Raw genomic sequence first — 25,579 nt, forward strand, 5'->3', positions numbered from 1 at the left:
TACATAGATACTGAATTGCGTATCATAATTTCAGTACAAAAACAAGACTAATTAGCTTTGTTTAAGAAATCTACTTCCGAATCGTTCAAAGGCTTCACGATTTAATTCTTCTCTAAAATTGGGGTGTGCAATTTCAATTAAAGCCTTTGCTCGTTGTTTTAGGTTTTTACCAAAGAGATCAGCAACACCATATTCTGTAACTACATAATGGACGTGGGCTCTCGTTGTTGTGACACCAGCACCTTGTTTTAAGTATGGTGTTATTTTAGAAATCCCTTTTGCAGTAGCTGCAGTCATGGCAAAAATAGGTTTGCCACCTTGTGAGAGTGAAGCGCCTCTTATAAAGTCCATTTGTCCACCTACACCACTATACTGTCTATTACCTATCGTGTCGGCACAAACTTGTCCTGTAAGATCAATTTCAATTGCACTGTTAATAGCTGTCACTTTTGGATTACGTCTAATTATTGCAGTGTCATTAGTATAAGCAGCTTCTTTAAAATGAACTAATGGATTATCATTTACAAAATCATATAACTTTTGAGACCCTACTGCAAAACAAGTTACTATTTTCCCAGTTTTCACTTCTTTTTCTTCACCCGTGATTACACCACTCTCTACCAGTGGTAAAATTCCATCAGAAAACATTTCAGTATGGATTCCTAATCGTTTGTGATTGCCTAGGTTGTTTAGCACCGCATTAGGGATATTTCCTATTCCCATTTGCAGGGTAGCTCCATCTTCAATTAGGTTAGCTACATTTGCTCCGATGCGCGCCTCAATGTCAGATATAATAGCCGAATTAGAAATACTTAAATGGTGTTCTCCTTCAACAGCAAAGTCTATATCTCTTACATGAATAATACCGTCACCATGGGTGCGTGGCACATTAGGATTGATTTGCGCAATGACCGTTTTTGCAGTTTGTACCGCAGGTAAAGTAATGTCTACTGATGTGCCTAAGGAACAATATCCATGTACATCAGGCGGCGAGACCTGTATGAAAGCTACATCAATAGGTAAAATATTTCTTCTAAAAAGTAAGTGTATCTCACTTAAGAAAATCGGAATATAATCTCCATTTCCACCATTTACAGCTCCGCGTACATTGCCGCCCACAAAGCAACTGTTTATGTTAAAACTATCGCGATAGGGCGATTGAGTATATAAGGCATTACCTTCTGTATGAACTTGTATAATTTCAACATCATTTAATTCTTTATATCGATGACATAATGCATCAATTAAAAGATTAGGTGTCATAGCGGCTCCTTGAAAAAATAAGCGTTGACCTGATGAAATATTTTTTACAGCTTCTGCTGGTGTAATAATGTTTAGTCCCATAGTCATGGTAGTCGTAAAACGAGAAATATCTTATAATGTTTATGGATTGTATTTAATACGCTTTCGCGAAAGCGTATATCTACATTTTAACAGTAAGCACAGGCATCACAGCATGATTTGCGATGTCTTCACTAATGCTGCCTTGCAACAAATGCGATATCCCAGTGCGACCATGTGTAGGAATTGCTATAATATCTGTACCGGATAAGGAAGCAAAGTTCATTACACCTTGTTCAACAGTGTAATCTGCATAACGATTTACCGTGCTTATGGCTTTAACAGGATCTGGATGCTTAACTTCTTTAAAAAAGGTAAGTAAGGTTTCATCCATTTCATTAGTGCTTTTAAATTGTTTGCCAGGTAGATTTACGTATAAGAACTCGATACGTGCATTAAACATGGTAGCTATTTCTACCATTCTATGATAGGCTTTTATCGTTTCAGTATTGAAATCACTCACATATAATAAACGCTCTGGGGCAAAGTTGATTTCATTATTTTTCACGACCAGTACTGGTGTTTCAGAATAACGAACTACTTTTTCTGTATTACTTCCTTTAATAATTTCAGTCAGGCCTTTACTACCATGAGATCCCATAATAATTAGAGCGGCGTCGATTTCCTTTGCTAAATCATTAATGCTTTCAAAATCTAAATGCTTTTGTAAAATAGGTTCTACAAGGACATCTTTTAAATAAGGCTTTTTAATAAGTTCTTCAAACTTACCACCGATATACTTACTGTAGAAGATAGCTTGTTCAAAACTATTATTCTTATCATTAAGGCCTTCTTCAAGACCTGCCATATGTATCAATACCAGCTTTGCTTTGATACGTTTTGCTATAGTAGCACCTACTTCTAGAGCTTTATGACTGGTTTTTGAAAAGTCGATGGGTATTAGAATGGTTTTCATTGTTAATAGGTTAATTGGTTTAACAATGCCAAAATTAATCACCTATCCAACTCTAAAATATGACAACCATCAGCTTTTAAAAATTATTGTGTTATCAAGTCTATGATAAACCTAGTAATGAGTAATCAAAATCACTTACTGGTTTCTTTACTTTTTTCAATACCCATAAACCTTCTGCAGGTGGTATCTCTAGATCAAGATGAGAATCTAGCTCGTTTTCCATAAACCATAGACCGTTTATAGCTTTTTTCTTTGGGTTGAATGTGCCATTATAAGTAATCTCAAATACATGGCCTATTTCTTCAGTGCTAAACCCATCTTCTAATATGACATCGTTGTTGGTATACTGAACTGTAAATGATACTAAGTCTTTTTCCCAAAACCCAGTAAAATTTACTGTTCTGCCAGTTGAAAAAGGTCCTTTTTCTTCAGTCTGATGTCCGGTTATAATGCCGTCTTTAAATTCCATTTCAGTAAATAGCCTGACTCTTTCTCCAAAGAAAGGAAGATCAAATCCTAATCCATAGATAAAATAACCTTCCCAATAACCGCTTAATTCCTCCATTATTTTTTCTCTTTCTCAATCACGAGATACTCTAAATTCAATGCGTTAAACTGCTCGTTGAATTTTTTAATATCAGATTGTAAAACTTGGTCAAAAATAGCCAGTTGCTTTTCAATCTCAGCAGTTAATTCATCTTTAACTTCTATACTTTGTGAAGTAGGAGCAAAGTCACCTATTTGTGCCAGACTATTTAAATGAGCCAGTTTATTAGTTAGTCTTATAGGGAAATTTAAAGGATCTTGACCACTTCGATTTTTAGTTTGATAAAGTGCTTTTTCTACCTCGCTAAATTTCTTTTTCATGTCCTTAGACATTGCAATCATATCTTTAACACCTAGTTCTTCTCTGTCGCCATACAACGCTTCAAAAGCACTTAGTTTTTTATTGAATGCACGTATGTTTTTAATTGATTTGTGAGCTTTGTCTACAGTAGCGTTTACTTCATTTACATAATTAAATTGCGCCAGCATGTCTTCATCGCTAGCCTCGCTATTAGGAGCAGATATAATAGTAATTGGTTGTGATTCCTTTTTACCATTTACTGATAATTCTACTTTATAAGATCCAGGTACGGCCTTAGGTCCAGACATATTTGCCCACCATAAAATCATACCTGGTAGTTTTTCTGCTCCATCATAAACCGTATTCCAATTGAAAGAGTTGGCACCTTCTTTTACTTTTAATTTGTTCTTTTTATCATAGTTAGCATAGGATTTAATCAACTCGTTTTTAGAGTCATAAAAAGAAAGTGATACACTATCTTTTTCTTTCAACGTCGGAATATAAAAATGCACTTGTACTCCTGCGGGATGATTTGCTCCTGCGGTAAGTGAACCTGCACGACCATTTCCTGCCATGCGGTAAGAGGTTTTAGGTTTAAAAAGTTTGTTTTCGTCTTGCTTTCGCGCAAGCGAACTAGAAAAAGCTTCTCTCACTAATCCTAGATCATCATGTATCCATAAACTTCTACCTTGTGTCGCGATAATTAGATTGTTATCCTTTACAGCTAGATCTGTAACTGGTACGATGGGTAAATTCATCTGGAATGATTTCCATGATTTTCCATCGTCGGTAGAAATGTATAAACCAGTTTCTGTTCCTGCATACAGCATTCCTTGTACTTGATCATCTTCTCTTACGACTCTAGAAAAATGCTCTGATGGGATGCCATTTGTTATTTTTTTCCATGATTTACCATAATCTGTAGTTCTATATAAGTAAGGTGTAAAATCGCCTAATTTATAACGTGTAGCAGCGACATAACAAGTAGCCGCGTCATAACGGCTAGGTTCTATGCTGTTAATTTGTGCCCATTCTGGTAATCCCTTAGGTGTAATATTACTCCAGTTTTTACCACCATCTTTAGAAAGGTGTATGAGTCCATCGTCGCTACCTATCCATAACTCGCCAGCGTTTAAAGGAGATTCTGCTGCGGCAAAAATGGTACAGTAATACTCTACACTTGTATTATCTTGAGTAATCGGTCCACCGCTAGAAACTAGTTTTGTTGGATCGTTTCTAGTTAGATCAGGTGAGATAGTTTCCCAGCTCTGACCTTCATTAGTAGTGACGTGTACGTTGTTAGAGAAAGCATATAGTTTATTAGGCTCATGTTGAGAGAACAGAATAGGAAAATTCCACTGAAAGCGGTATTTCATTCCTTCGGCACCATGTCCCATAGGGTTATCTGGCCATACATTAATCGCTCTTTGTGATTTAGTCTTGTGATTATAACGAGTTAAATAACCACCATAACTACCTCCATAAACTATGTCGTTGTCTTTAGGGTCTACAGCAATATGCGCACTCTCGCCACCTGCAGTTCCTTCCCAATCGTTATCTGTAATGCTACGTCCAGTGGTGCGATGAGGTAATCTTATCGTCCCATTATCTTGTTGTGCTACATAGATTCTATAAGGAAAAGAGTTATCTGTAGTCACACGATAATATTGTGCTGTAGGCTGATTGTGATACGTACTCCATGTCTCGCCACCATCATAAGTGATTTGTGCGCCACCGTCATCACCCATAATCATACGGTCAGAGTCTTCTGGTGCGATCCATAAATCGTGATGATCACCATGTGGTGCTCTCGCGCTAGAAAAGTTTTTACCACCATCGGTACTTTTATGATAGTTGACATTAACAACATAAACTTTATCGACATCTTTTGTGTCTGCATAAATACGTGTATAATACCAGGCACGTTGTCTTAAACTGCGATCACTGTTTGTCTTTTTCCATGTTAAACCTGCATCATCACTGCGGTACAATCCGCCTTGATCTTTATTTTCTACGATGGCATATAATCTGTCGGAATCTACAGGTGAGACGGTAATTCCCATAATTCCTAAAGTTCCTTTTGCAAAACCTTCATTTTTTGAGATCTCTTTCCACGTTTCTCCATAATCAGTACTTTTCCATATAGCACTACCATCGCCACCACTAGATAGACTGTATGGTGTACGTTGTAATCTCCAGGTGCTTGCATACAATACACGTGGATTACTAGGGTCTATGATTAAATCTACCGCACCGGCTAGATCATTAGTAAATAGTTTTTTACTCCATGTTTTACCACCATCGGTACTTTTATAAACGCCACGGTCTGCAGTAGGCTTATAGATATTACCTAATACGGCGGCATAAACGGTATTATGATCGTTAGGATCTATAACTATTCTAGGTACGTGACGGCTTTTAGGTAATCCAGCCTCAGTCCATGTTTTACCGGCATCTTCTGTTTTCCATATTCCATAGCCGCTGGAAACATTACCACGCACCGTTTTCTCGCCACCACCTACATAAATTACGTTATGATCGCTAGGCGCAACAGTTACGGCACCTATAGAACCGCCAAAAAATCCATCAGAGATATTGCTCCAGGTACGTCCACCATCTAAAGTCTTCCAAACACCACCACCTGTACTACCGAAATAGAAAAGATTAGGTTTTCCGGGAACTCCGGTAACCGCAGCACTACGTCCACCACGGAATGGTCCCAAGAGTCTAAATTCCTGCGATTCATAGAACTTCTGTTCTTCTGGTGGTTCTGGTAATTGTTGTGATTCCGCTTTCGCGAAAGCGAGAACGACAAATACAAATAGGATATAGTACAACTTATTCATGGTAGGAAAATTTACCTTAAATATAAGCTGAGAATTGATATCTACAAGTTGGTAGTTTAAGAAGTTGGTTTTTCTGTTCTTTTATACCAGTATTCCATTATAAAACAAGCTGCTATTATAGAAGCAATAATAATAACACCAGATAAACTGCCTTGTGATTGTTGGATAATAAGCATGACAAATGCTACCACGCATAAAACGGTACCTAATAGCGTTATTATTTTATTTGCACCTAGTTTTTTATGTTGTTTAAAAGCGATATAATTTACTACAGCAAATAATAATAAGAAACCAGCACTACCAGAGGTTGATATGCTTTCTAGTGGTGCAAGATTAGCAAGAAGTAAAGTAGCCACTGCTATAATTAAAAGCCCAATAGGGTGATTCCAGAATTTAAAGGTGAGTTCATGTGGCAACTCATCATCTTCTGCTACTTTATAACTTACACGAGCACCGCCGTAAAGTGTTGCGTTTATAGCTGAAAACGTAGAAATCAAGGCTGCAATAGTCATGATGGTAAATCCAGCCTGTCCTAAAGTAGGTTTTGCTACCTCGGATAACACATAATCCTTAGCTTCTTTAATTTGATCAAAGGGCAAGGATCCTACGGTAATAATTGCGATGGTTATATATAGAGCTACTACAAAAAGTACCGAAATCATATAAGCTCTAGGAATGTTCTTTTCTGGATCTTTTAAGTCCGATACGGCATTTGCAATGAGTTCAAAACCTTCATAGGCAACAAAAATGACCATACCACCAGTGATGATTTGAAACGTGCCTTCCCAATTAGAAGGGTCTAGTTGTTCTAGATTTACACTGGAATTCATACCGTATATACCTACTGCTATAAAACCAAGCAATATGATAAGCTTTATGATTACCGCATAACTTTCTATTGCGCTTACCAGCTTTGCACTAGCATAATTAATTATAGTGGCGATAATCACTACAGCACTTATAGATATATGGGTGTCTATACTGGTGTCACCTGTGATGGTAATTAAATTGGGCGCATAAGAGCCAAATGCACTAGCGTAAAGCGCCAGCATGATGATGTAACTTATCCAGAGCAGGTTGTTAAGTCCGCCGCTTATAACTCCTTTACCAAAACCTTCGTTAATAAAACGTACTGTACCACCGGTGTCTGGATAGGCTAGAGATAATTTAGAATAACTATAGGCTGTGAATATGGCTATGATACCTGCGATAAGAAATGCTACAGGCGTGGCACCTTTAGCTAGTGATATAGCTAGACCTAGTACGGCAAAGATTCCACCGCCTACCATACCACCAATACCTATAGCTATGGCGCCTTTAAGATCTATTTGTTTATCGCTCATTAAAATGTTACTTAAAGTTTTAAAAATAAGAAAAGCACTTCTACTTGATAGAAGCTACCAATATACAAATAGAAAAAGTCCGTTTGATATAGATTTTAATTGCTTTAATAATAGTTAAGGGAATAATAGAACAGTACTAGGGAAAGGCACACATTTTTAGAGGCTATTTACGGTCGCATCTTTGTATCGTCCTAAGGGATAATAAAATAATAATAATTTTAATTATATAATATCATGGCAACATTTAATGTACCACAGAGAAGTGAAGTAAACGAAGTGAATCAAGGAATCTTTGATAACCTAGAAAAGCAATTAGGCTTTGTTCCTAATTTATATGCAACCTATGCATTATCAAATAACGCATTAAATAATTACCTTTCTTTATCTGGTGCTAAAACCTCTTTAAATAATAAAGAAAAAGAAGTGGTAAATCTTGCAGTAAGTGAGGTTAATGGATGTGATTACTGTCTTGCAGCACATACTGCGATAGCACAAATGAATGGTTTTACTCAAGAACAAACTCTAGAATTAAGAGCTGGTAAAGCATCTTTTCAGACTAGTTATAATGCTCTTGCAGGTCTAGCAAAAAACATTACAGAGAATAGAGGTAGAGCAGATAAAGCTGTAGTAGATTCTTTTCTAGCAGCAGGTTATACTCAAGAAAATCTAGTAGATACTATAGTTTTAGTAGGTGATAAAACCATCTCAAACTATTTACATAATACCACTCAAGTCCCTGTAGACTTTCCTGCGGTAGAGCCATTAGGAGCTTAATTAGATAAGTAAATAAAGAGTTAGTTTTTCATAGTTGGTTGGTTGAAACAGGTCTATCTTATAGAAGATAGGCCTGTTTTTTTATTTAATCTTCAATGAAGCCTAAACTTCCTTCATAATGACCAGAAATGAATTCGCCAGATGTATTTACAAATGTATAATCAACATCGATAGTGCTGTTAGAAGGATTTGTGCTGTCTATGTTAATGGTGTTTATGGTAACCGTATGGCCTAAAGTTGCCGGCTCATGTAAAGTACCGACGCTAGCATCTCCATTTCCAAATTCGTAAGAGGTCCCGTCTATAGTAAAGAAGTACGCTGGTACTAGTGAATTTACTTGGAAATCATGAATGATATTACTGTCGTTAGTACTTGCTACATAAGTGTTGTTTGCGGTTGGTGGAATACCTGTTTGTAAATCTGGATGAGTAGCAACATCTACTTTTAGACCCGCAAAATTTGTTGTATTGGTAGATAATAAGATTTCATCTCCACCTACAACGGTATGTTGATCTCTATCTATCAATCTTCCATTTAAAAAGTAAAAAGAATAATAATCTGGTGCTAGTGGGAAAGCATCATCATTATCATCATCGATTTCAATATACATGTTAGTAGTTTCATAAAAAGTGCTGGTGCCATTGTTTTGAACTACTGTGAAACCATTAAGTGGGGTTCCAGATGGATTTTGCATATCATCATTACCATCACAACTAATTGCAGTGATTGCTAACGCTAATAAAAGAATTTTTAAAATTTTCATGTTACATTAAGTTATTAATTGTGACAATATTAGATGCCACAACTATAACTGAAAACAAGTATTCTATTTAAGCAGCAGTTGACTCGATGAATTCCTGCCTTCAATCGATAATCATTTTTTTATTAATGAACAGACTTTATGATTACTTCTTTCTATAGGCTAACGGACTCATACCTACTTGTGTTTTAAAGAATTTTGAAAAGTGACTAGGTTCTTTATATCCTAATTCATAAGCTATTTCTTCAGCACTTTTGTCTGAGTAGAGTAATAATCTTTTAGCTTCGGCAGCGATACGCTCATTAATTATTTTTAAAGGTGATTTTACATCATGTTTTTTAAAAAAATTAGATAGGGTTTTAGGAGATTTAAAGAGTAAATCTGCATAGTCTGATACTTGATGTTTTACTTTATAATGTTGCTCTACGAGTATATTAAATTTTCTAATTAAGTCTACTTGTTTAACAGATAGGCTAGCTTGATTACTATCTTGTTTAATTAATCGAGTAGAGGTGATCAACATCCTTTTTAAAAGTGTGCGCAACATTTCACCTTGAATATGATCTCTTGTTTCAAATTCTTCTTGAAATAAAACTAACATAGCGTTAAAACTGGCTTGCTCTTTTATAGATAGATTAATGATAGGAGCGTTTGAAGATCCATAGAAAAGCATTCCCATACAAGAAACTTCTGGATCATTGTGTTGGATACAATAAAATTCTCTGTTGAATACAAATGCAATTAGACCATAATTATCCTTAGGAATGTCTACTATGTTAACAGGTGTGCAAAATAGAACCTGATTCTTTTTAAGAACCACATCATACCCATCAACTACTAATCGTTCTTCACCATCTGTACACCAGACAATTTTGTAAAGCCCTTTTTCTTGAAGTAGTTGTAATGACGGTCCACATTGAAAGCTTGTAATTGTAAACCTTCCGTTATCTTTTATGCTATGGTGATCTAATTTCATGATTTAAAAGTAGGAAGAATATATAACTAAAGTATCACGGTTTTAAATGTTTTCTCATAGTACCTATACCGCCTGCGTTTATGACTTTAAAACCATTAGCTTTCAATTTGCTTGCTGCCATATTACTACGTCCGCCCATAGCACAATACACAATAACAGGCTTTTCTTTGTCAAGGCTTTTCATGTTTTGATCAATTACTTGCACAGGTATGTTTTTAGAACCTTTTATATGGTTGCTATTAAATTCAGAGGCAGTGCGCACGTCTAGTAATTGTGCGCCTTCCTCTAGATATTTTTTGATAATTTCTTTCTTCTTACTCTTAAATAATCCGAACATGTTTTTCTTTCTTAAGACGTTTCTTTTTGAATTACTTACCTGCAAAGTAGTAAATTGATTTTTAATATTTTTTCGCAACAGCGTTATTATTTGATATAATTTTTATACTTACTTTAGAATCATGGAAGAATTTTTGGGATTAATCAGTATTGGTATTCTAGTAGGTTTAATTGTTATTTATTATTTATCTGAGATAGATAGAAAACAACAAAATAAATCACTGGATAGTAAACGTAAACGAATATCTAGATTACAAAACCAACGTGATAAAATTTTGCAACAACTAAACCAGAAGCTACCAGAAAAAACTAAAATTAAAGATGAGACTGTTGCTTTAATTTATCAATTTGCTGCTAGTAAGAATCTCTATACTTTAAAAGATATCGAATTAGCCACAAAACAAATACAAAACCATTACTCAAAAAATCTAGAGACTACATCTACGTTTAAAATTAATTTTCTTGAAAAGGAAATGTTAAGTTTTGAACCTCAAGAATCATTGATGCTATTAACTATAATAAATGAAGGGCTACATAATGCAGCCCTATATTCAAATGCAAATTTCATTTTTAGCATTGCGTCTATTGAGGATGAAAGATTACATCTTATCACACATGATAATGGGGTAGGATATAATCGCATAGAAATTCATGATGGTAATGGTATAAAAACTATTTTAAAAGCAACTAGTGACTTAAAAGGAGATTTAAAACTAACAAGTACTATAGGAAATGGCACTGTAGTTAATGTTCAGATACCTATCGATAATTTTTAATTAACCTATTAACTCATCAATCTCCTCAACAAGCAACCATTGTTCAGGATATTCATTTTCAACTTGAGATTTTAATTTCTCAAGTAAAGGTTTGTTGATTTTATCTTCTTCTCTATAATTGCGTACTTTCTCGTATAAACCTTGAATGGTAATCTCTCTTTTTGAGAAAACCGGTTTTATTGTTTTAGTATCACTTTCATGAAACACAAGGTCAAAACTGTAATAATCTGCGGGACCTGCATAAGCACTTACTATTTCTTTACCTACTGCTAGGTTAAGCATTCCATTCTCTGGCGAGAAAAGAATTTCATCTTTATATGTCACCGTACAATCTGTAAACTGTATCAACATTAACTTACCATTTAAATTACGTTGTCCAGTAACGTTTAATCCTTCTACCTTAATACCGCTTTCATAAGTAAACTCGATACGTTCATTATCATAAAAATTATAAGCTTGTAAATCACGTGGTCCCATATCCTCAATAGCTAGATTGATACCTTTAAGTTTCCCGAGCGGACTTAAAAAGCCGTTTTTGTGAGTGCTTCTTCCATGACCTATTAGTTCTTTTTCACGATAAGCGAGTGCACTTTCACCAGTGGTTTCAAAGAAAACTACCTCGTTGTCATCGTTAGTTATCATACGGGTGAAGTGACCACTTATTTGTAATCCAGTACTTAATTCTATTGTCCCTAGAGATTTTGAATTAATTAATTTCTGTAAACCTCTATGTCCGCCTTTACGCACTGCCATAGTGTTTGCAAATTCTTCTAATACCTCGCTCAATGTCGCAAAATTAGGTGTTACATAAAGATGAGGTTGCTTGCGCGTGATATCAAAATCTTGATAAGCCGCATCAATAGTATACAGTCTTTTTTCTACCACAGGTTCTAGACAGCTTTTACTTTCACCTAAACTAGATAATAATCCGGCACCATATAGTTTTGGATTGTCTAGCATACCTACCAGACCGTATTCTACCGTCCACCAGTGTAAATTTCTAATTAAAGACATTTCACTAGGTTCTACATCTTTGTTTTGAAGACGCTCTATATTTGCCTCGGCAGCTGCGATTTCTTTGTCTAGTTCTGGATTTTGTTTTTCGCTACGTGTTTCTTTAAGGATGGAGATTTTGCGAACGGCTTCATACATCTCATGATCGTGTGCGCTAGAAATCGCCTTGCTACCTATCTCTCCAAAACGTCTTAAATATTCTGCATAATCTGGACTGGCTATAATAGGCGCGTGCCCTGCAGCTTCATGTATAATATCTGGAGCTGGCGTATATTCGATATTATCCAATTTTCTAATATCGGCAGCAATTACTAAAATTTTATATGCCTGAAACTCCATAAACGCAGCTGGCGGAATAAATCCGTCAACAGCCACAGCAGCCCAGCCTATTTCTTTAAGAATGCGATTCATTCCATACATTGATGGAATGTTATCTATAGAAATACCAGTTTTTTTTAAACCATCTAGATAGGATCCATGTGCAACTTTACTTAAAAAATCTACATTTTTTCTCATGACATGACGCCATACTGCCTGATCTTGATAAGTATAAAGCTCATAGTTCTGTGGCTTTATAAACTGTTTCAAGTGTGGCGGTAATCTCTCTAAGAGTGGATTAATTTCTATATTCTCTAGCATTATCGTAGGGTAAAGTTCAAAGCTAGTCTAAAACAAATTATTTCAATTATCGTAAATAGAATTTTAATCAATTTTATGATAGCCATCATCTATTATATTTGCAGCTTATGACTCGCAAAAAACAAATTCTTAAAACAGCAGCACAACTATTCAAGGAACGTGGTTACAGTGCCGTAACGATGCGGGATCTTGCTGCTGCCATGGACATGAAAGCTGCGAGTTTATATAATCATATATCTGGTAAACAAGAGATTCTCGCCACACTTATTCTGGCAGTAGCTCATGAGTTTACAACGGGTATGGATATGGTAGAAGAGAATGATAAGTCCGCTTTCGCGAAAGCGGAACAACTCATTATCCTTCACATAAAAATAGCACTAGAATATACAGATGCACTTGCTGTATTGAATACCGACTGGATGCACCTAGAAGGAGCGCCGTATCAGGAATATATCAAGTTGCGTAAAGACTATGAATTAGACTTTAAAAACATTTTACAGAGTGGTATAAAAGCTGGTGAGTTTAAATCATTGAACGTGGAGACCATGCTTTTTAATCTTCTAAGCACATTAAGATCCATATACTTATGGATACCAAAAAAGTCGACTACCGAAGTAGCCGACCTTAAAAAAGAGTTGCCTCAAATATTATTGACAGGGATTAGTTCTTAGCCTTTTCTTCTTCTAGAGTAGGGTAGTCTGTATATCCTTCACGTCCTTGTGTATAAAAGGTTTCCATATTCCAGTCTGCCGTTTCAGCCTTTAAATTAAAACGATGTGAAAGATCTGGATTTGAGATAAATAGCTTTCCATAAGCTACTAGGTCTGCATGACCTTCTTCAATTACCTTATTACCAGTTTCACGATCAAATTGATTGTTGATCATTAAGTTCCCATTATAAATTGGGCGATAATGCTTTGCAATATTACTTTCTAAGAACTCAATATCACTTACATCTGTAAATGGCTCTGAAAGGTGTAAATAAGCCAGGTCGTATTCATTTAATCTATTAATTAAATAATCAAAAAATGGAATGGTATCTGGAGTTCCTTCAATACCGAAAACGCCATTTAACGAAGGGTTCAATCGACAACCTATTCTATTTGTTGGAAAGGATTGTGCAACTGCCTCTAGAACTTCAAAGAAAAATCTAGCTTTATTTTCATTACTACCGCCATATTCATCTGTACGTATGTTAGATTGATTATTGAAAAACTGGTGGATTAAATAACCGTTAGAACTATGGATTTCAACTCCATCAAATCCAGCTTTTTTAGCATTTGCTGCTGCATCGCCAAATTCTTTAACCGTTTGTGCAATCTCTTCCATCGTCATTGCGTGAGGTGTTGCGGTCTGCTTTTTTTCACCGTACTGATTGCGTAGTTCTGTTTCTGGATTAACAGCACTAGGTGCCCATGGCAGTTGCCCATCATGGTAATCCGGTAATGATGTACGTCCTACGTGCCATAATTGCAAGAAAATTTTACCATCAGCTTCATGCACACTATCCACTACTTTTTTCCAGCCTTCTACTTGAGCATCGTTAAAAATTCCCGCTACAAAAGGATAACCTCTCGCTTTTTCTGAAACCTCACTACCTTCTGTAATTATTAATCCAGCGCCAGCACGTTGCGTATAGTAATCGACATGTTTTTCATCTGGTGCTTGATGCTCGTTAGTGGCTCTACATCTAGTCATAGGTGCCATAACCACTCTATTTTTCAATTCTACAGCTCCTATAGTAATAGGTTTTAAAATGGGTTGTGTCGTGCTCATATCTGTTTTTAAGTAAATATATTGTACGTACAAGTAAATACGGTTAAGAGCGCGTTAATTAGAGTTTTTTTAAAGTTTTGGAGTATTAAAAAAAGCGATTGTATCATCAAATTTGATACAACCGCTTTTGTCATTTATAAATAAATCTCGTTCTCTTTATTTATGTCTTTTAGCAAGTTCTTTCTCAATATGTGCTAGAGATAGTCCTTTGGCTTTTAATAAAACTAAGTAGTGATACATCAAATCACCAGCTTCATATATAAAGTCTTCTTCTTTGCCATTAATGGCATCGATCACTGTTTCGACTGCTTCTTCACCTACTTTTTGAGCTACTTTATTAATTCCTTTTTGGATTAGTGAATAGGTGTAAGAACCTTCTACTTTATCATCGATACGCTGGTGGATGATCTTTTCTAAATCATTAATAGTAAAGCTGTTATCACTTTCGCGAAAGCTAGATTCATCACCACTATTAAAACAACTCACCGTACCGGTATGACACGTAGGTCCATGTGCATTTGCTTTAATAAGAATGGTATCTTGATCACAATCGATTTTTATAGCTACCACATCTAGAAAATTATTGGAAGATTCTCCTTTGGTCCAAAGTCGTTGTTTACTACGTGAGTAAAAAGTCACTCTGTTTTCTACTTTAGTTTTTTCAAAAGCCTCCTCATTCATATAGCCTAACATCAACACTTCTTTGTTAGTAGCGTCTTGTACAATTACAGGCAATAATCCGTTTTCTCCTTTATTCCAGTCTAGTTTCATATCTATAATTTCCGCGAAGGCGGAAATCTTCATTTCCCCACCGCTATGCTTTTATTTTGTTTTCAAGCCGTCGTAAGACGGTTTCGCTTTTATTTTCCGCGCAGGCGGAAATCTTTAATTTTAACCGTAATGCCAGTCACTAACCAATTAGATTCCTGCGTTCGCAGGAATTCTCACATCAACTCCAGCCGCAGCCAATTGTTTTTTCAACTCAGGAACTGGTAATTCTCCAAAATGGAAAATACTTGCCGCTAGTCCTGCACTCGCTTCTGTGTCTTTGAATAAGTCTGCAAAATGAGCACTTGTTCCTCCACCACCAGATGCAATGATAGGAATACTCAATTTTCTAGAAATGGCATCGGTAAGTTCTAGAGCAAAACCATTTTTTGTACCATCATGATCCATACTGGTAAGCAAGATTTCTCCGGCACCCAATCTTTCAATTTCTTGACACCAAGAAATAGTTTCTAATTTGGTCTCTACACGTCCACCAGCTACATAGACTTTATTTCCGCGCAGGCGGAAATCTGTAGGTGTTGATTCGTCAGGCTTGTTTTTGGAATCAGCTAGATTCCTACTTTCGTGAGAATGCTTCGTATCCACCGCAACTACAACACACTGACTACCTAACTCTGCAGCGAGCTCACTGATTAATTCTGGTCGCTTTACCGCTGCACTATTAATAGCAATTTTATCTGCGCCAGCTTTGATGATTTCTTTGGCAAGAGTTACGTCGTTAATTCCGCCACCTACAGTAAATGGAATATTTAAAACAGCAGCGATTTCACGAACTAGCGGTACTAAAGTGTCACGTTTTTCTATTGTTGCGGTAATGTCTAGAAAACATAGTTCATCAGCTCCTTGAGCAGCATATTGCTTTGCAAGTTCTACAGGATCACCAGCATCTCGCAATCCAACAAAGTTGATTCCTTTTACAGTACGTCCATCCTTAATATCAAGGCATGGTATAATTCTTTTTTTTAAACTCATATTTTCTCGCGAAGGCTGAAACTCTGTGATTCCGACACCTTCGACTGATTTATTTGTCATTCCGCTGCATAGCGGAATCGATTTGTATTTACTTTAAAAGCCAGTTCATCATCCAGCCAGATACCTGTTTTCACAGAAATTATTTATTCCATTCTTCTTCCAATATCCCAAACTCGTAGTTATCGCTCCATCCGGTTTTTAAAGGCAAGTTCTTTCTTTGAATTCCTTCAACAATAAATCCGCATTTTTCGAGGACTTTCTTTGAAGCATGGTTTTCAACGGCACATCCGGCTTCAACTCTATGGAGTTGGTGCTCAATAAAACAAGATCTTAATAATCGCGTTATTGATTCAGTAGCATAACCTTGATTCCAAAACTTAGGATTAAACTTCATCCAAAGCTCTGCTTTTTTATACTTAGGCTGACCGAATAAAATACCGGCGACACCTATAAATTCACTACTATCTGTTAACCGAATAGAGTAGGTGAGTTTACTAATATTTTCTTGTTGATGATCCTTGATTTTTGCATCTAGTAAATCTTTAGTTACTTGAATACTATCAGGGATTCCCATAGTATTGAATTGATCTACCTCTGGTATTAAATTCAATTCATGCAATTCGTTTAAATCACTTGCTTTTAAAAGCTGATATGTCAATCGTTCGCTATACAAATTCTCTCAATTCCTTAAATGTAATTCTACCTTCATAGAATGCTTTTCCTACTATGGCTCCTTCGCAATTCATTTCGCGCAAGCGATATAAATCTTCTACGACAGCAACGCCACCACTAGCTATTAATTTAACTGGTGCTGTGTTAAGGATTTCCTTATACAACTCATTACTAGTTCCAGCAAGCATACCGTCTTTTGCAATATCGGTACAAATCACATACTCGATTCCTTTTTTATTCCACTCTTTGATGAATTCTACCACTTCTAACTCGCTACTTTCTAGCCAGCCGTGTGTTGCGATCATTCCATCTTTAGCATCTGCTCCTAGGATGATTTTATCAGTACCATATCTAGAAATCCAACCTTCAAAAGTTGTAGCATCTTTCACGGCAATACTACCACCGGTAACTTGTTTTGCACCACTTTCAAATACTACCTTTATGTCTTCGTCAGTCTTCACCCCACCGCCAAAATCAACCTGCAAACCAGTCTGTCCAGCGATGCGCTCGAGCACTTTCCAGTTCACGACGTGACTACTTTTTGCTCCATCTAGATCAACCAAATGCAAGTGTTTTATTCCATTTGCTTCAAACTCTTTGGCTACTTCTAATGGGTCTTCATTATAAACCGTTTTTTGGTTGTAATCGCCTTGTGATAGACGTACACATTTACCGTCTATAATATCTATTGCTGGTATAATACGCATACTATAATTCTATAAAGTTTTTTAATATTTGCTCACCTATTCCAGCACTTTTCTCAGGATGAAACTGTGTTGCATAAAAATTGTCTTTTTGCAAGACACTACTGAAAGGCAAAATATAATCACAAGCCGCAACTGTGTTTTCACAAACTTCAGCATAGTACGAGTGTACATAATATACATCTGCTGCTGGTTGTAAGCCTTGCAAGATGGAAGATTGTTGATCAACAACTTCAGTATTTAAACTATTCCATCCCATGTGAGGTACCTTCATTCCTGCAGTAGCCGGGAATTTCTTTACCGTAGTGTGAAAAATCCTTAGACATTCAGTATAACCTTCTTCACTGTGACTGCACATGAGTTGCATTCCTAAGCATATTCCTAGTACTGGCTGTTTCAATTCTTTTATGACTTGATCTAATCCACGTTCACGCAAATAGTTCATCGCGGTTCCAGCTTCTCCTACGCCAGGGAAAATAACTTTGTCTGCCGCCTTTAATTCTTCAGGATCGTCAGTTACTTTATTCTCTATTCCTAGTCTATTGAGCGCGTTAGTGACGCTTCCTATATTACCTGCGTTATATTTTACAATGGCAATCATAAAGTTCCTTTTGTACTCGGTAATTTACCATCACCAGTTTGTTTCACAGCCATTTTTATCGCTTTTGCAAACGCTTTAAATAAACTTTCTATTTTGTGGTGCTCGTTATCGCCTTCCACTTTCATGTTCAGGTTGCATTTTGCCGCATCGCTGAATGATTTAAAGAAGTGAAAGAACAATTCTGTAGGCATATCGCCCACATATTCACGTTTAAATTCTGCTTCCCAAACGATCCATGGTCTACCACCGAAGTCTATTCCTACTTGTGCTAGCGAGTCGTCCATAGGTAGCAAGAAGCCATATCTATTGATTCCTTTTTTTGAGGATAACGCTTTCGCGAAAGCGTCACCCAAAGCAATCGCCGTGTCTTCAATAGTGTGATGTTCATCTATTTCAAGATCGCCATTTACCTTAATATCTAAATCTAATGAACCGTGACGTTGCAACTGCTCTAGCATGTGATCATAGAACTTTAAACCTGTGTCAATTTTTCCGTTTCCAGATCCATCAAGGTTTAAAACGATGTTGATATCGGTTTCATTTGTTTTACGGCTTACCGTGACCTTGCGAGGTTGTCCTTTTAAAAATTCAAAAATCTCTTTCCAAGAATCCGTTTTAAGAACTACTAGTTCGTCTTCAAATTCACTATCATCAGTAATACTAGGTAGCTGTATTCCTTTACAGCCTAAATTCTTAGCCAGTTGCATATCGCTATTGCGATCACCGATTACAAAACTATTCTCAAGGTCGTAATTACCTTTTATATAATGAGTCAGTAGTCCAGTTTGTGGTTTACGAGTAGATGCATTTTGCTCAGGAAAAGAACGATCGATTAAAACCTCACTGAAGTTAATCCCTTCATTTTCTAGCACATTCATCATTAAATTATGCACAGGCCAGAAGGTATCTTCAGGAAAACTATCTGTTCCTAATCCATCTTGGTTAGTCACCATAACCAACTCATAATCTAGCTCACGAGCGATGCGATGCAGCTGAGTAATCGCCATAGGCAAGAACTCTAACTTTTCATAACTATCCAGTTGATAATCTACTGGTGGCTCTTTTACGATGGTACCATCGCGATCTATAAATAATACTTTTTTCATGTATTTCCGCGAAGGCGGAAACCTCTTTCCGCAATCGACTTTATTTGATTAAATGCCATCAACGATGACTCTTTTATAATTTTTAAACTATTGAAGAACGGCTTCGGTTTTAATTAATCTAATTCTCTTTAATTTCTCGCAACGCAGTAATTACCGCTTTACATTCCATCATCGTCCCAACCGTAAATCGTAACGTATCTTCAATCTGACTGCTGCGATTACGTATAATAATACCTTTATCACGTAGGTAATTATAAACTTGCGTAGCATTTTCTACTTTGGCAAGAACAAAATTTGCCTCACTAGGATATACTTCTTTTATAAAGTTAAAACTGTTTAAATGCTCCACAAGAAAATCTTTATTATTGATGATTTCTTTTATTTCAATTTTTGTTTTTTCTTCGTTTTGTAAAGCCTCTAGAACTGCTTTTTGAGACAATTCATTTACGTTATACGGTGGCTTTGTTCTATTGAATAATTCAATGATTTCTGGAGAAGAAAAGGCAAATCCTACTCGAGCACCAGCCATACCATGAGCCTTAGACATGGTTTGTAACACCACAAGATTAGGATAATCTTCTAGTCGTTTTATGAAACTCATGTTCTCTGTAAAATCTTGATAAGCCTCATCTACAACGATAATTCCATTAAAACTACCGAACAAGCGATCTAATTGTCTTTGGTTTTCTAGCATTTCAGCTTCAAACTCTGGAGCAAATGGCATATCCATCATACCACCACGAGTATAATTTTGTGCTTGCCAGTCGTGTTTTAAATCGGCTTTGAGCAGTACATTTCCAGTAGGGTTATTAGGAGAGCAAATCCATAAAATCTTAATCGAGTTGTCATCCTGAACTTGTTTCAGGATCTGTTCTAAATCCAATTCATAGCGCTCATTCAAAGGAATCTTCAACACCTCTACATCATTAATCGCTGCGCTAACTTCATACATTCCATAAGTAGGCGGACAAGTAATTACCGTGTCTTTTCCTGGTTCACAGAAAATGCGATATAGCAAATCAATAGCCTCATCACTACCATTACCTACAAAAATTTGATTTGGTGAAATGTCTTTTTGTTTTGCGAGTTCTTCTTTTATCGAAGACTGTAATGGATCTGGATAACGGTTTAAATCTCCCTTAGGATTTTCATTTGCGTCTAGTAAAGTCAGCTCGTTTTTATCGCTACCGTACAAATCAAATTCGCTGCGCGCACTAGAATAAGGCTTCAAATTCCAGATGTTCTTACGGACTATGTTTTCTAAGTTAAATTCCATTGTTATTCTGTCATTCCGCTTTAAGGCGGAATCGCTTAATTATAATTCTCAATTTCTTTTAATCGTACACTCACCGCATTTTTGTGCGCATCGAGACCTTCGGCAGTAGCCATAATTTCAACGGCTGGTCCTAGGTTTTTTAAACCTTGTGGTGTTGCTTTTTGATAGGTCACTTTGTTTACAAAACTATCTACTGACACGCCGCTATAATTACGCGCATATCCATAGGTAGGTAAGGTGTGGTTAGTACCACTAGCATAATCACCTAAACTCTCGCAAGTGTAAGAACCTATAAAAATAGATCCAGCAACTTGAATTTGATCGGCTACATCACCAGCTTTTTCTGTATTTATGATCAAGTGTTCTGGTGCATATGCGTCCGACCATTTGATGCATTCTTCTATGCTATCTAGAACGATAGTTTTACTATTTTCAATAGCTTTTTCTGCTGTTTGCTTTCGCGAAAGCGTACTTAATTGAATCCTTAATTGTTCATTTACAGCTTCGGCTAGAGTAATAGAATCAGTTAATAGAATAACTTGAGAATCTGGTCCATGTTCAGCTTGAGCTAGTAAATCTGCTGCTACAAATACTGGGTTTGCTTCTTGATCTGCAATAACTAAAACCTCTGATGGTCCAGCAGGCATGTCAATGGCAACACCTTGTTGTTGTGCTAGTTCTTTGGCACGTGTTACAAATGCATTTCCAGGTCCGAAGATCTTATCAACCGCAGGAATACTTTCTGTTCCATAAGTCATGGCAGCAATCGCTTGTGCGCCACCAGCTTTATAGATCTCTGTAACTCCGCAAAGACTTGCTGTATATAAAACAGCCGGATTGATGTTTCCATTGGCGTCTGTTGGACTACAAAGAACCACACGTTTATTACCAGCGATCTTTGCTGGAATAGCGAGCATTAACACCGTAGAAAAAAGAGGAGCAGAGCCACCAGGAATATATAAACCTACTTTTTGAATAGGTAAGGATTTTCTCCAGCAGGTCATGCCAGGCATGGTTTCTATAACAGGATAATCCTGAGTGTAACAAGCCTCGTGAAATTTATAAATGTTTTGATAAGCAGTTTGTATCGCTACTTTTAATTCTGGTGAAACAAGTGTTGACGCTTGTTCTATTTCTTTTTCTGTAACTCTAAGAGTGCCTAATTTTGCCTTATCAAATTTTTCTGCAAAGGCAAATAAGGCCTGATCACCATTTTCTTTAACCAGCTGTATGATATCTGTTACTGCAGTTTCTACATTAGCACGTTCTTGTTGAGGACGTTCTAACAACTCTTGTTGTTGAGAATAATCTGGGTTAGAAATGATTTTCATTATGCAATCAATTTTTCTATTGGAGATACTAAAATGCCTTGTGCACCAGCATCTTTTAATTGGTCGATGACATTCCAGAAATCATTCTCCTCAATAACAGAGTGTAAGCTGGACCATCCTTCTTCAGCTAATGGTAAAACCGTTGGGCTTTTCATTCCAGGTAATAAGGCAGATATTTCTTCTATCTTATCATTAGGTGCGTTTAATAAGATGTATTTGCTTTTTTGTGCATTCTGTACGGCGTCTATTCTGAACGTTAGCTTGTCAAGTATTTCTTTTTTCTCTATGCTTAAGTTAGGATTAGAGATTAAAACAGCTTCACTATACATTACTGTTTCCACTTCCTTAAGACCATTCATAATTAGAGTTGATCCTGTAGAAACGATGTCGCAAATACCTTCTGCAAGGCCTATTCCTGGAGCAATCTCCACAGATCCACCTATTTCTTCTGTCGTTGCATTAATCCCTTTATCTGCGAAGAACTTTTTAACGATAGTGGTATAACTACTGGCTACTTTTTTGCCATTGAACCATTCTAGACCTGGATAGTCCACATCTTTTTGAACGGCAAGACTTAAACGACAGCCTGCAAAACCTAGTTGCTTGATCACGTCTACTTCTTGATCTTTTTCTTCTACCTCATTAAGTCCTAAAATTCCAAGGTCTGCAACACCATTTGCAACATATTGAGGTATATCGTCATCTCTTAAAAAAAGAATTTCCATAGGGAAATTTTTTGCTTGAGTAGATAATTTACGACCACCATTGTCAAATTTGATACCGCAATCCTTTAAGAGTTGCAAAGATTTATCTGATAGTCTTCCTGATTTTTGTACTGCTATTCTGATCATAATTTTTGTTGCCATTCTATTTTGAGAATGTTGTTTAAGCTGCTTACAAACTGTTTTTTATTTCAAACTTTTTAAAACAAAAAAAACCGCCTGAAACAGACGGTTTTTAAAATATGTTTGAGTTACATCAATACACTTTTAGCTCGCCTGACGGTAAGTAAAAAGATGGTGATGATGTACGTTTTGTGTTTTCATTACAATGCAAACATAAGTCCGAAAATCGAATGATGAAAATTAATCCTACTTTATTAATAGGATTTAACTTTAATTTAAAAGTATGTACTCCTTTGTTTAGTCTTTCTTTCCAGTATTATTTAATACTTGCTACAAAGTTTGCGGTAGCTTTGGCAATGTCATCTACATCAGTTATTTGTCTAATGAATTCACTACCTATAATCGCGCCATCCACATACTTACAAGCATCTTTAAAGTTCTGTTGATTTTTAATATTGAAGCCAGTTAGAATAGGTGTTTTTAATTTCATGTCTTTAAGTTTACCTAAATAATCTGCTGCTGCAGAGAAATCTGCTTTAGATCCTGTAGTACTAGCCGAGCTAACTGCATAAATAAAACCGTTAGAGTTATCGTCGATTTCTCTGATACGTTTTTCTGAAGTTTGAGGAGTTACTAAGAATATGTTACTGATGTTATATTTCTCAAAGACTTCTTTAAATTCTGTCTGATAAATATACATAGGTAAGTCAGGAACAATTAATCCGTCCACTCCTACCTCTTGACATTTTTTACAAAATTTCTCTAATCCATATTGCATCACAGGATTCAAATATCCCATCAATAAAACTGGAACTTTAGGCGTATGATTTTCTAATTGAGAAAATAGTTTTTCAATAGACATACCATTCTCTAAAGCAATTTTGCTGCTTTCTTGAATAGTAGGACCATCTGCCAATGGATCACTAAATGGAATCCCTATTTCTACTAAATCAACTTTGGCATTTTCTAAAGCTGTGAGTAGAGTAGTGGTGTCTTCTAGTTGTGGATATCCAGCGGTAAAGAATATGTTCAACAAGTTTTGAGGCTTGTGTTTAAGTAGTTCTGTGAGTTTATTTTTCATTGTTATAATCAGTTTTCAGCGCATGGCTTGCGCACTGCATAGTAAGTATGACTTTGTTTCTATAGTAGGTTCAACTCTTCCATGTACGTATTCATGTCTTTATCACCGCGACCAGATAGATTGATTACAACACGATCAGTAGGTTTTAAGTCTAAGTCTTTTAAGACAGAGAAAGCATGAGCAGTTTCTAGTGCCGGAATGATTCCTTCTAGTCTACTTACCTCTACAGCTGCTTCTAGTGCAGCAGCATCTGTAACAGCCATATACTGTGCTCGATCTGATACTTTTAACCAAGCATGTGCTGGTCCGATTCCAGGATAGTCTAGTCCTGCTGAAATACTATGAGGTTCTACAACCTGTCCATCTTTATCTTGCATCATTATAGAACGACTTGCGTGTAAAACACCTGGAGTTCCTAGAGTTAATGTGGCCGCAGTCTTATCGGTATCTACACCTAAACCAGCCGCTTCTACACCTATTAATTTTACTTCTTTATCATCTAAAAAGTGATAAAAAGCGCCCATTGCATTAGAACCGCCACCTACACAAGCAATGACATAATCTGGTAAACCATCCATTTGCTTCTTAATCTCTTGAGAAATCACAGATTGATATCTTGCTACCATATCTGGATAAGGATGTGGTCCAACTACTGAGCCTATGATGTAATGAGTGTCTTCTGGATTATTGATCCAGTCGCGCATTGCCTCATTAGTAGCGTCTTTTAAAGTTTTAGAACCGCTAGTTGCAGGTCTAACCGTTGCACCCAACATTTTCATGCGGGCAACATTAGGCGCTTGACGTTCTATATCTTTCTCGCCCATGTAAACGATGCATTCCAGGCCTTTTAATGCACATACGGTTGCTGTTGCTACACCATGTTGTCCAGCACCAGTTTCTGCAATGATTCTTTTTTTGCCTAGTTTCTCGGCAAGTAAAATCTGACCGATGGTGTTATTTACTTTATGAGCACCGGTATGACAAAGATCTTCTCTCTTTAACCAGATTTGAGCTCCATATTTTTCAGAAAGCCGCTTAGCTAAAAATAGTGGAGTAGGGCGACCTACATAATCTTTAAGCAATTGATGAAACTCTTCTTGAAATTCTGGTGATTTTTCTATTGCTAGATAATTCTCTTGTAGTTCTTCAATATTAGGATAGAGCAATTCTGGAATGAATGCACCACCGAATTCTCCATAAAACCCTTGTTCATTTACTTGATAGCTCATTTTCTTAATTTTTCTATGAATGTTTTTATTTCTTCTATGTTTTTAACGCCAGGTTCAGTTTCAAATTTTGAATTAAGATCAATACCTAAAAACATATTGTGTTTAAATTCTTTTACTATTGCGACATCATCTTTTGAAATGCCACCACTTAATAAAAAAGGAACTTCTCCTTTATAAGAGTCGAGAACCGACCAGTTAAATTTCTTACCACTACCACCATAATTCGGAGTAGCTGTGTCAAATAAAAAGAAAAGTTTGCCCACATATTGTGCTGCTAGCTCTTCCCATTCTTTTAAACTATTGAAATCAAAGTCATCGGAGATTTGAAATGCTTTAAATATCTTAATATCTATTTCTAGTAACGCTTTCGCGAAAGCGGAATCCTCATCACCATGTAATTGAATAACGTCCAGTTGCAATGGAATGATATCCTTTAAAATGTTTTCAAGGGATTCATTTACATACACGCCTACGGTACCTTTATTCATGGTTTGTTGGGCGATATTTTCTTTTTGAGAATCGTCTACAAATCGCTTAGACTTTGAGTAACGTATAATTCCCATGAAATCAATATCCAGTTCTTGTAACTGGTTAATGTTTTCTATATCGCGCATACCGCACACTTTAAT

Annotated in this window: 25 protein-coding genes; 3 read left to right on the forward strand and 22 right to left on the reverse strand. The window is 36.4% G+C overall.

Going from position 1 to position 25,579, the window contains the following annotated elements; genetic code table 11:
• Nucleotides 1-51: 51 nt before the first annotated feature.
• The 5 genes from ACJJVI_RS00755 to ACJJVI_RS00775 form a co-directional block, all read right to left on the reverse strand.
• Entirely contained in the window at nt 52-1,350 is a 1,299-nt protein-coding gene (locus ACJJVI_RS00755) for an acetyl-CoA hydrolase/transferase family protein (RefSeq protein ID WP_405349747.1), read from the reverse strand.
• A 73-nt stretch (nt 1,351-1,423) separates the two neighbouring features.
• Entirely contained in the window at nt 1,424-2,257 is an 834-nt protein-coding gene (locus tag ACJJVI_RS00760) for a universal stress protein (RefSeq protein WP_405349749.1), read from the reverse strand.
• 100 nt (nt 2,258-2,357) lie between these two features.
• On the reverse strand, nt 2,358-2,822 hold the full coding sequence (locus ACJJVI_RS00765) for a hypothetical protein (RefSeq protein WP_405349752.1): 465 nt from the start codon (nt 2,820-2,822) through the stop codon (nt 2,358-2,360).
• Nucleotides 2,822-5,950 (reverse strand): WD40/YVTN/BNR-like repeat-containing protein, encoded by a 3,129-nt coding sequence (locus ACJJVI_RS00770; protein WP_405349755.1) that lies wholly within the window; start codon nt 5,948-5,950, stop codon nt 2,822-2,824. Before ACJJVI_RS00770 ends, ACJJVI_RS00765 begins: the two co-directional genes overlap by 1 nt.
• A gap of 56 nt (nt 5,951-6,006) precedes the next feature.
• A complete protein-coding gene (locus tag ACJJVI_RS00775; RefSeq protein ID WP_405349757.1) occupies nt 6,007-7,293 on the reverse strand; it encodes an APC family permease in 1,287 nt (428 codons plus the stop codon).
• A 234-nt stretch (nt 7,294-7,527) separates the two neighbouring features.
• Here ACJJVI_RS00775 and ACJJVI_RS00780 point away from each other — a divergent pair, with 234 nt between their 5' ends.
• Nucleotides 7,528-8,067: a carboxymuconolactone decarboxylase family protein gene (locus tag ACJJVI_RS00780; protein WP_036580156.1), complete on the forward strand. Its 540-nt coding sequence runs from the start codon at nt 7,528-7,530 to the stop codon at nt 8,065-8,067.
• 85 nt (nt 8,068-8,152) lie between these two features.
• Here ACJJVI_RS00780 and ACJJVI_RS00785 read toward each other — a convergent pair whose 3' ends face one another.
• From ACJJVI_RS00785 to ACJJVI_RS00795, 3 genes are all read right to left on the reverse strand, one after another.
• A complete protein-coding gene (locus tag ACJJVI_RS00785) occupies nt 8,153-8,830 on the reverse strand; it encodes a hypothetical protein (protein WP_405349760.1) in 678 nt (225 codons plus the stop codon).
• Between the two features lie 142 nt (nt 8,831-8,972).
• Nucleotides 8,973-9,803 carry an AraC family transcriptional regulator gene (locus ACJJVI_RS00790; protein ID WP_036580158.1) on the reverse strand — a complete coding sequence of 277 codons (831 nt, stop codon included), beginning with the start codon at nt 9,801-9,803 and terminating at the stop codon, nt 8,973-8,975.
• A gap of 34 nt (nt 9,804-9,837) precedes the next feature.
• Complete coding sequence (locus ACJJVI_RS00795) at nt 9,838-10,140, reverse strand: rhodanese-like domain-containing protein (protein WP_042248054.1); 303 nt, start codon at nt 10,138-10,140, stop codon at nt 9,838-9,840.
• A 121-nt stretch (nt 10,141-10,261) separates the two neighbouring features.
• On the opposite strand from ACJJVI_RS00795, the gene ACJJVI_RS00800 reads away from it, so the two are divergent.
• Complete coding sequence (locus ACJJVI_RS00800) at nt 10,262-10,915, forward strand: histidine kinase (RefSeq protein ID WP_405349763.1); 654 nt, start codon at nt 10,262-10,264, stop codon at nt 10,913-10,915.
• Here ACJJVI_RS00800 and ACJJVI_RS00805 read toward each other — a convergent pair whose 3' ends face one another.
• Nucleotides 10,916-12,568 (reverse strand): aromatic amino acid hydroxylase, encoded by a 1,653-nt coding sequence (locus ACJJVI_RS00805; protein WP_405349765.1) that lies wholly within the window; start codon nt 12,566-12,568, stop codon nt 10,916-10,918.
• Between the two features lie 107 nt (nt 12,569-12,675).
• On the opposite strand from ACJJVI_RS00805, the gene ACJJVI_RS00810 reads away from it, so the two are divergent.
• Nucleotides 12,676-13,239: a TetR/AcrR family transcriptional regulator gene (locus ACJJVI_RS00810; RefSeq protein ID WP_036580166.1), complete on the forward strand. Its 564-nt coding sequence runs from the start codon at nt 12,676-12,678 to the stop codon at nt 13,237-13,239.
• On the opposite strand, the gene ACJJVI_RS00815 is transcribed toward ACJJVI_RS00810, so the two are convergent.
• The 13 genes from ACJJVI_RS00815 to ACJJVI_RS00875 form a co-directional block, all read right to left on the reverse strand.
• Nucleotides 13,229-14,344 (reverse strand): alkene reductase, encoded by a 1,116-nt coding sequence (locus ACJJVI_RS00815; protein ID WP_405349767.1) that lies wholly within the window; start codon nt 14,342-14,344, stop codon nt 13,229-13,231. The two genes, ACJJVI_RS00810 and ACJJVI_RS00815, sit on opposite strands and share 11 nt — an antisense overlap.
• Before the next feature lie 156 nt (nt 14,345-14,500).
• Complete coding sequence (hisIE, locus tag ACJJVI_RS00820) at nt 14,501-15,148, reverse strand: bifunctional phosphoribosyl-AMP cyclohydrolase/phosphoribosyl-ATP diphosphatase HisIE (protein ID WP_405349768.1); 648 nt, start codon at nt 15,146-15,148, stop codon at nt 14,501-14,503.
• A gap of 114 nt (nt 15,149-15,262) precedes the next feature.
• Nucleotides 15,263-16,105: an imidazole glycerol phosphate synthase subunit HisF gene (hisF, locus tag ACJJVI_RS00825; protein ID WP_405349934.1), complete on the reverse strand. Its 843-nt coding sequence runs from the start codon at nt 16,103-16,105 to the stop codon at nt 15,263-15,265.
• A gap of 139 nt (nt 16,106-16,244) precedes the next feature.
• Nucleotides 16,245-16,763: a GNAT family N-acetyltransferase gene (locus tag ACJJVI_RS00830; protein WP_405349770.1), complete on the reverse strand. Its 519-nt coding sequence runs from the start codon at nt 16,761-16,763 to the stop codon at nt 16,245-16,247.
• 7 nt (nt 16,764-16,770) lie between these two features.
• The gene (gene hisA, locus ACJJVI_RS00835) at nt 16,771-17,484 is read right to left on the reverse strand and encodes a 1-(5-phosphoribosyl)-5-[(5-phosphoribosylamino)methylideneamino]imidazole-4-carboxamide isomerase (RefSeq protein ID WP_036580174.1); all 714 of its coding nucleotides are present in this window, start codon (nt 17,482-17,484) and stop codon (nt 16,771-16,773) included.
• 1 nt (nt 17,485) lies between these two features.
• Nucleotides 17,486-18,082, reverse strand: a complete 597-nt coding sequence (gene hisH, locus ACJJVI_RS00840; protein ID WP_405349773.1) for an imidazole glycerol phosphate synthase subunit HisH — start codon at nt 18,080-18,082, stop codon at nt 17,486-17,488.
• On the reverse strand, nt 18,079-19,188 hold the full coding sequence (gene hisB, locus ACJJVI_RS00845) for a bifunctional histidinol-phosphatase/imidazoleglycerol-phosphate dehydratase HisB (protein ID WP_042295468.1): 1,110 nt from the start codon (nt 19,186-19,188) through the stop codon (nt 18,079-18,081). Before hisB ends, hisH begins: the two co-directional genes overlap by 4 nt.
• A 118-nt stretch (nt 19,189-19,306) precedes the next feature.
• Nucleotides 19,307-20,464, reverse strand: coding sequence for a pyridoxal phosphate-dependent aminotransferase (locus tag ACJJVI_RS00850; RefSeq protein WP_405349775.1), 1,158 nt, complete (start codon nt 20,462-20,464; stop codon nt 19,307-19,309).
• Between the two features lie 35 nt (nt 20,465-20,499).
• Nucleotides 20,500-21,795 (reverse strand): histidinol dehydrogenase, encoded by a 1,296-nt coding sequence (gene hisD, locus ACJJVI_RS00855; RefSeq protein ID WP_042295466.1) that lies wholly within the window; start codon nt 21,793-21,795, stop codon nt 20,500-20,502.
• Nucleotides 21,795-22,661 (reverse strand): ATP phosphoribosyltransferase, encoded by an 867-nt coding sequence (gene hisG / locus ACJJVI_RS00860; protein ID WP_348021446.1) that lies wholly within the window; start codon nt 22,659-22,661, stop codon nt 21,795-21,797. The genes hisD and hisG overlap by 1 nt, the downstream gene beginning before the upstream one ends.
• Nucleotides 22,662-22,956: 295 nt before the next feature.
• On the reverse strand, nt 22,957-23,721 hold the full coding sequence (gene trpA / locus ACJJVI_RS00865) for a tryptophan synthase subunit alpha (protein WP_036580187.1): 765 nt from the start codon (nt 23,719-23,721) through the stop codon (nt 22,957-22,959).
• Nucleotides 23,722-23,780: 59 nt separating this feature from the next.
• Complete coding sequence (gene trpB / locus ACJJVI_RS00870) at nt 23,781-24,950, reverse strand: tryptophan synthase subunit beta (protein ID WP_405349778.1); 1,170 nt, start codon at nt 24,948-24,950, stop codon at nt 23,781-23,783.
• The gene (locus ACJJVI_RS00875) at nt 24,947-25,564 is read right to left on the reverse strand and encodes a phosphoribosylanthranilate isomerase (RefSeq protein ID WP_405349780.1); all 618 of its coding nucleotides are present in this window, start codon (nt 25,562-25,564) and stop codon (nt 24,947-24,949) included. The genes trpB and ACJJVI_RS00875 overlap by 4 nt, the downstream gene beginning before the upstream one ends.
• Nucleotides 25,565-25,579 lie beyond the last annotated feature (15 nt).

This window comes from Nonlabens sp. Asnod3-H03, assembly GCF_045063665.1.
GTDB classification, from domain to species: domain Bacteria; phylum Bacteroidota; class Bacteroidia; order Flavobacteriales; family Flavobacteriaceae; genus Nonlabens; species Nonlabens ulvanivorans.

Coding starts and splice junctions, on each gene's coding strand:
- ACJJVI_RS00755 (WP_405349747.1), bottom strand. CDS start 1,350: ATGACTATGGGACTAAACATTATTACACCAGCAGAAGCTGTAAAAAAT.
- ACJJVI_RS00760 (WP_405349749.1), bottom strand. CDS start 2,257: ATGAAAACCATTCTAATACCCATCGACTTTTCAAAAACCAGTCATAAA.
- ACJJVI_RS00765 (WP_405349752.1), bottom strand. CDS start 2,822: ATGGAGGAATTAAGCGGTTATTGGGAAGGTTATTTTATCTATGGATTA.
- ACJJVI_RS00770 (WP_405349755.1), bottom strand. CDS start 5,950: ATGAATAAGTTGTACTATATCCTATTTGTATTTGTCGTTCTCGCTTTC.
- ACJJVI_RS00775 (WP_405349757.1), bottom strand. CDS start 7,293: ATGAGCGATAAACAAATAGATCTTAAAGGCGCCATAGCTATAGGTATT.
- ACJJVI_RS00780 (WP_036580156.1), top strand. CDS start 7,528: ATGGCAACATTTAATGTACCACAGAGAAGTGAAGTAAACGAAGTGAAT.
- ACJJVI_RS00785 (WP_405349760.1), bottom strand. CDS start 8,830: ATGAAAATTTTAAAAATTCTTTTATTAGCGTTAGCAATCACTGCAATT.
- ACJJVI_RS00790 (WP_036580158.1), bottom strand. CDS start 9,803: ATGAAATTAGATCACCATAGCATAAAAGATAACGGAAGGTTTACAATT.
- ACJJVI_RS00795 (WP_042248054.1), bottom strand. CDS start 10,140: ATGTTCGGATTATTTAAGAGTAAGAAGAAAGAAATTATCAAAAAATAT.
- ACJJVI_RS00800 (WP_405349763.1), top strand. CDS start 10,262: ATGGAAGAATTTTTGGGATTAATCAGTATTGGTATTCTAGTAGGTTTA.
- ACJJVI_RS00805 (WP_405349765.1), bottom strand. CDS start 12,568: ATGCTAGAGAATATAGAAATTAATCCACTCTTAGAGAGATTACCGCCA.
- ACJJVI_RS00810 (WP_036580166.1), top strand. CDS start 12,676: ATGACTCGCAAAAAACAAATTCTTAAAACAGCAGCACAACTATTCAAG.
- ACJJVI_RS00815 (WP_405349767.1), bottom strand. CDS start 14,344: ATGAGCACGACACAACCCATTTTAAAACCTATTACTATAGGAGCTGTA.
- hisIE (WP_405349768.1), bottom strand. CDS start 15,148: ATGAAGATTTCCGCCTTCGCGGAAATTATAGATATGAAACTAGACTGG.
- hisF (WP_405349934.1), bottom strand. CDS start 16,105: ATGAGTTTAAAAAAAAGAATTATACCATGCCTTGATATTAAGGATGGA.
- hisA (WP_036580174.1), bottom strand. CDS start 17,484: ATGCGTATTATACCAGCAATAGATATTATAGACGGTAAATGTGTACGT.
- hisH (WP_405349773.1), bottom strand. CDS start 18,082: ATGATTGCCATTGTAAAATATAACGCAGGTAATATAGGAAGCGTCACT.
- hisB (WP_042295468.1), bottom strand. CDS start 19,188: ATGAAAAAAGTATTATTTATAGATCGCGATGGTACCATCGTAAAAGAG.
- ACJJVI_RS00850 (WP_405349775.1), bottom strand. CDS start 20,464: ATGGAATTTAACTTAGAAAACATAGTCCGTAAGAACATCTGGAATTTG.
- hisD (WP_042295466.1), bottom strand. CDS start 21,795: ATGAAAATCATTTCTAACCCAGATTATTCTCAACAACAAGAGTTGTTA.
- hisG (WP_348021446.1), bottom strand. CDS start 22,661: ATGGCAACAAAAATTATGATCAGAATAGCAGTACAAAAATCAGGAAGA.
- trpA (WP_036580187.1), bottom strand. CDS start 23,721: ATGAAAAATAAACTCACAGAACTACTTAAACACAAGCCTCAAAACTTG.
- trpB (WP_405349778.1), bottom strand. CDS start 24,950: ATGAGCTATCAAGTAAATGAACAAGGGTTTTATGGAGAATTCGGTGGT.
- ACJJVI_RS00875 (WP_405349780.1), bottom strand. CDS start 25,564: ATGCGCGATATAGAAAACATTAACCAGTTACAAGAACTGGATATTGAT.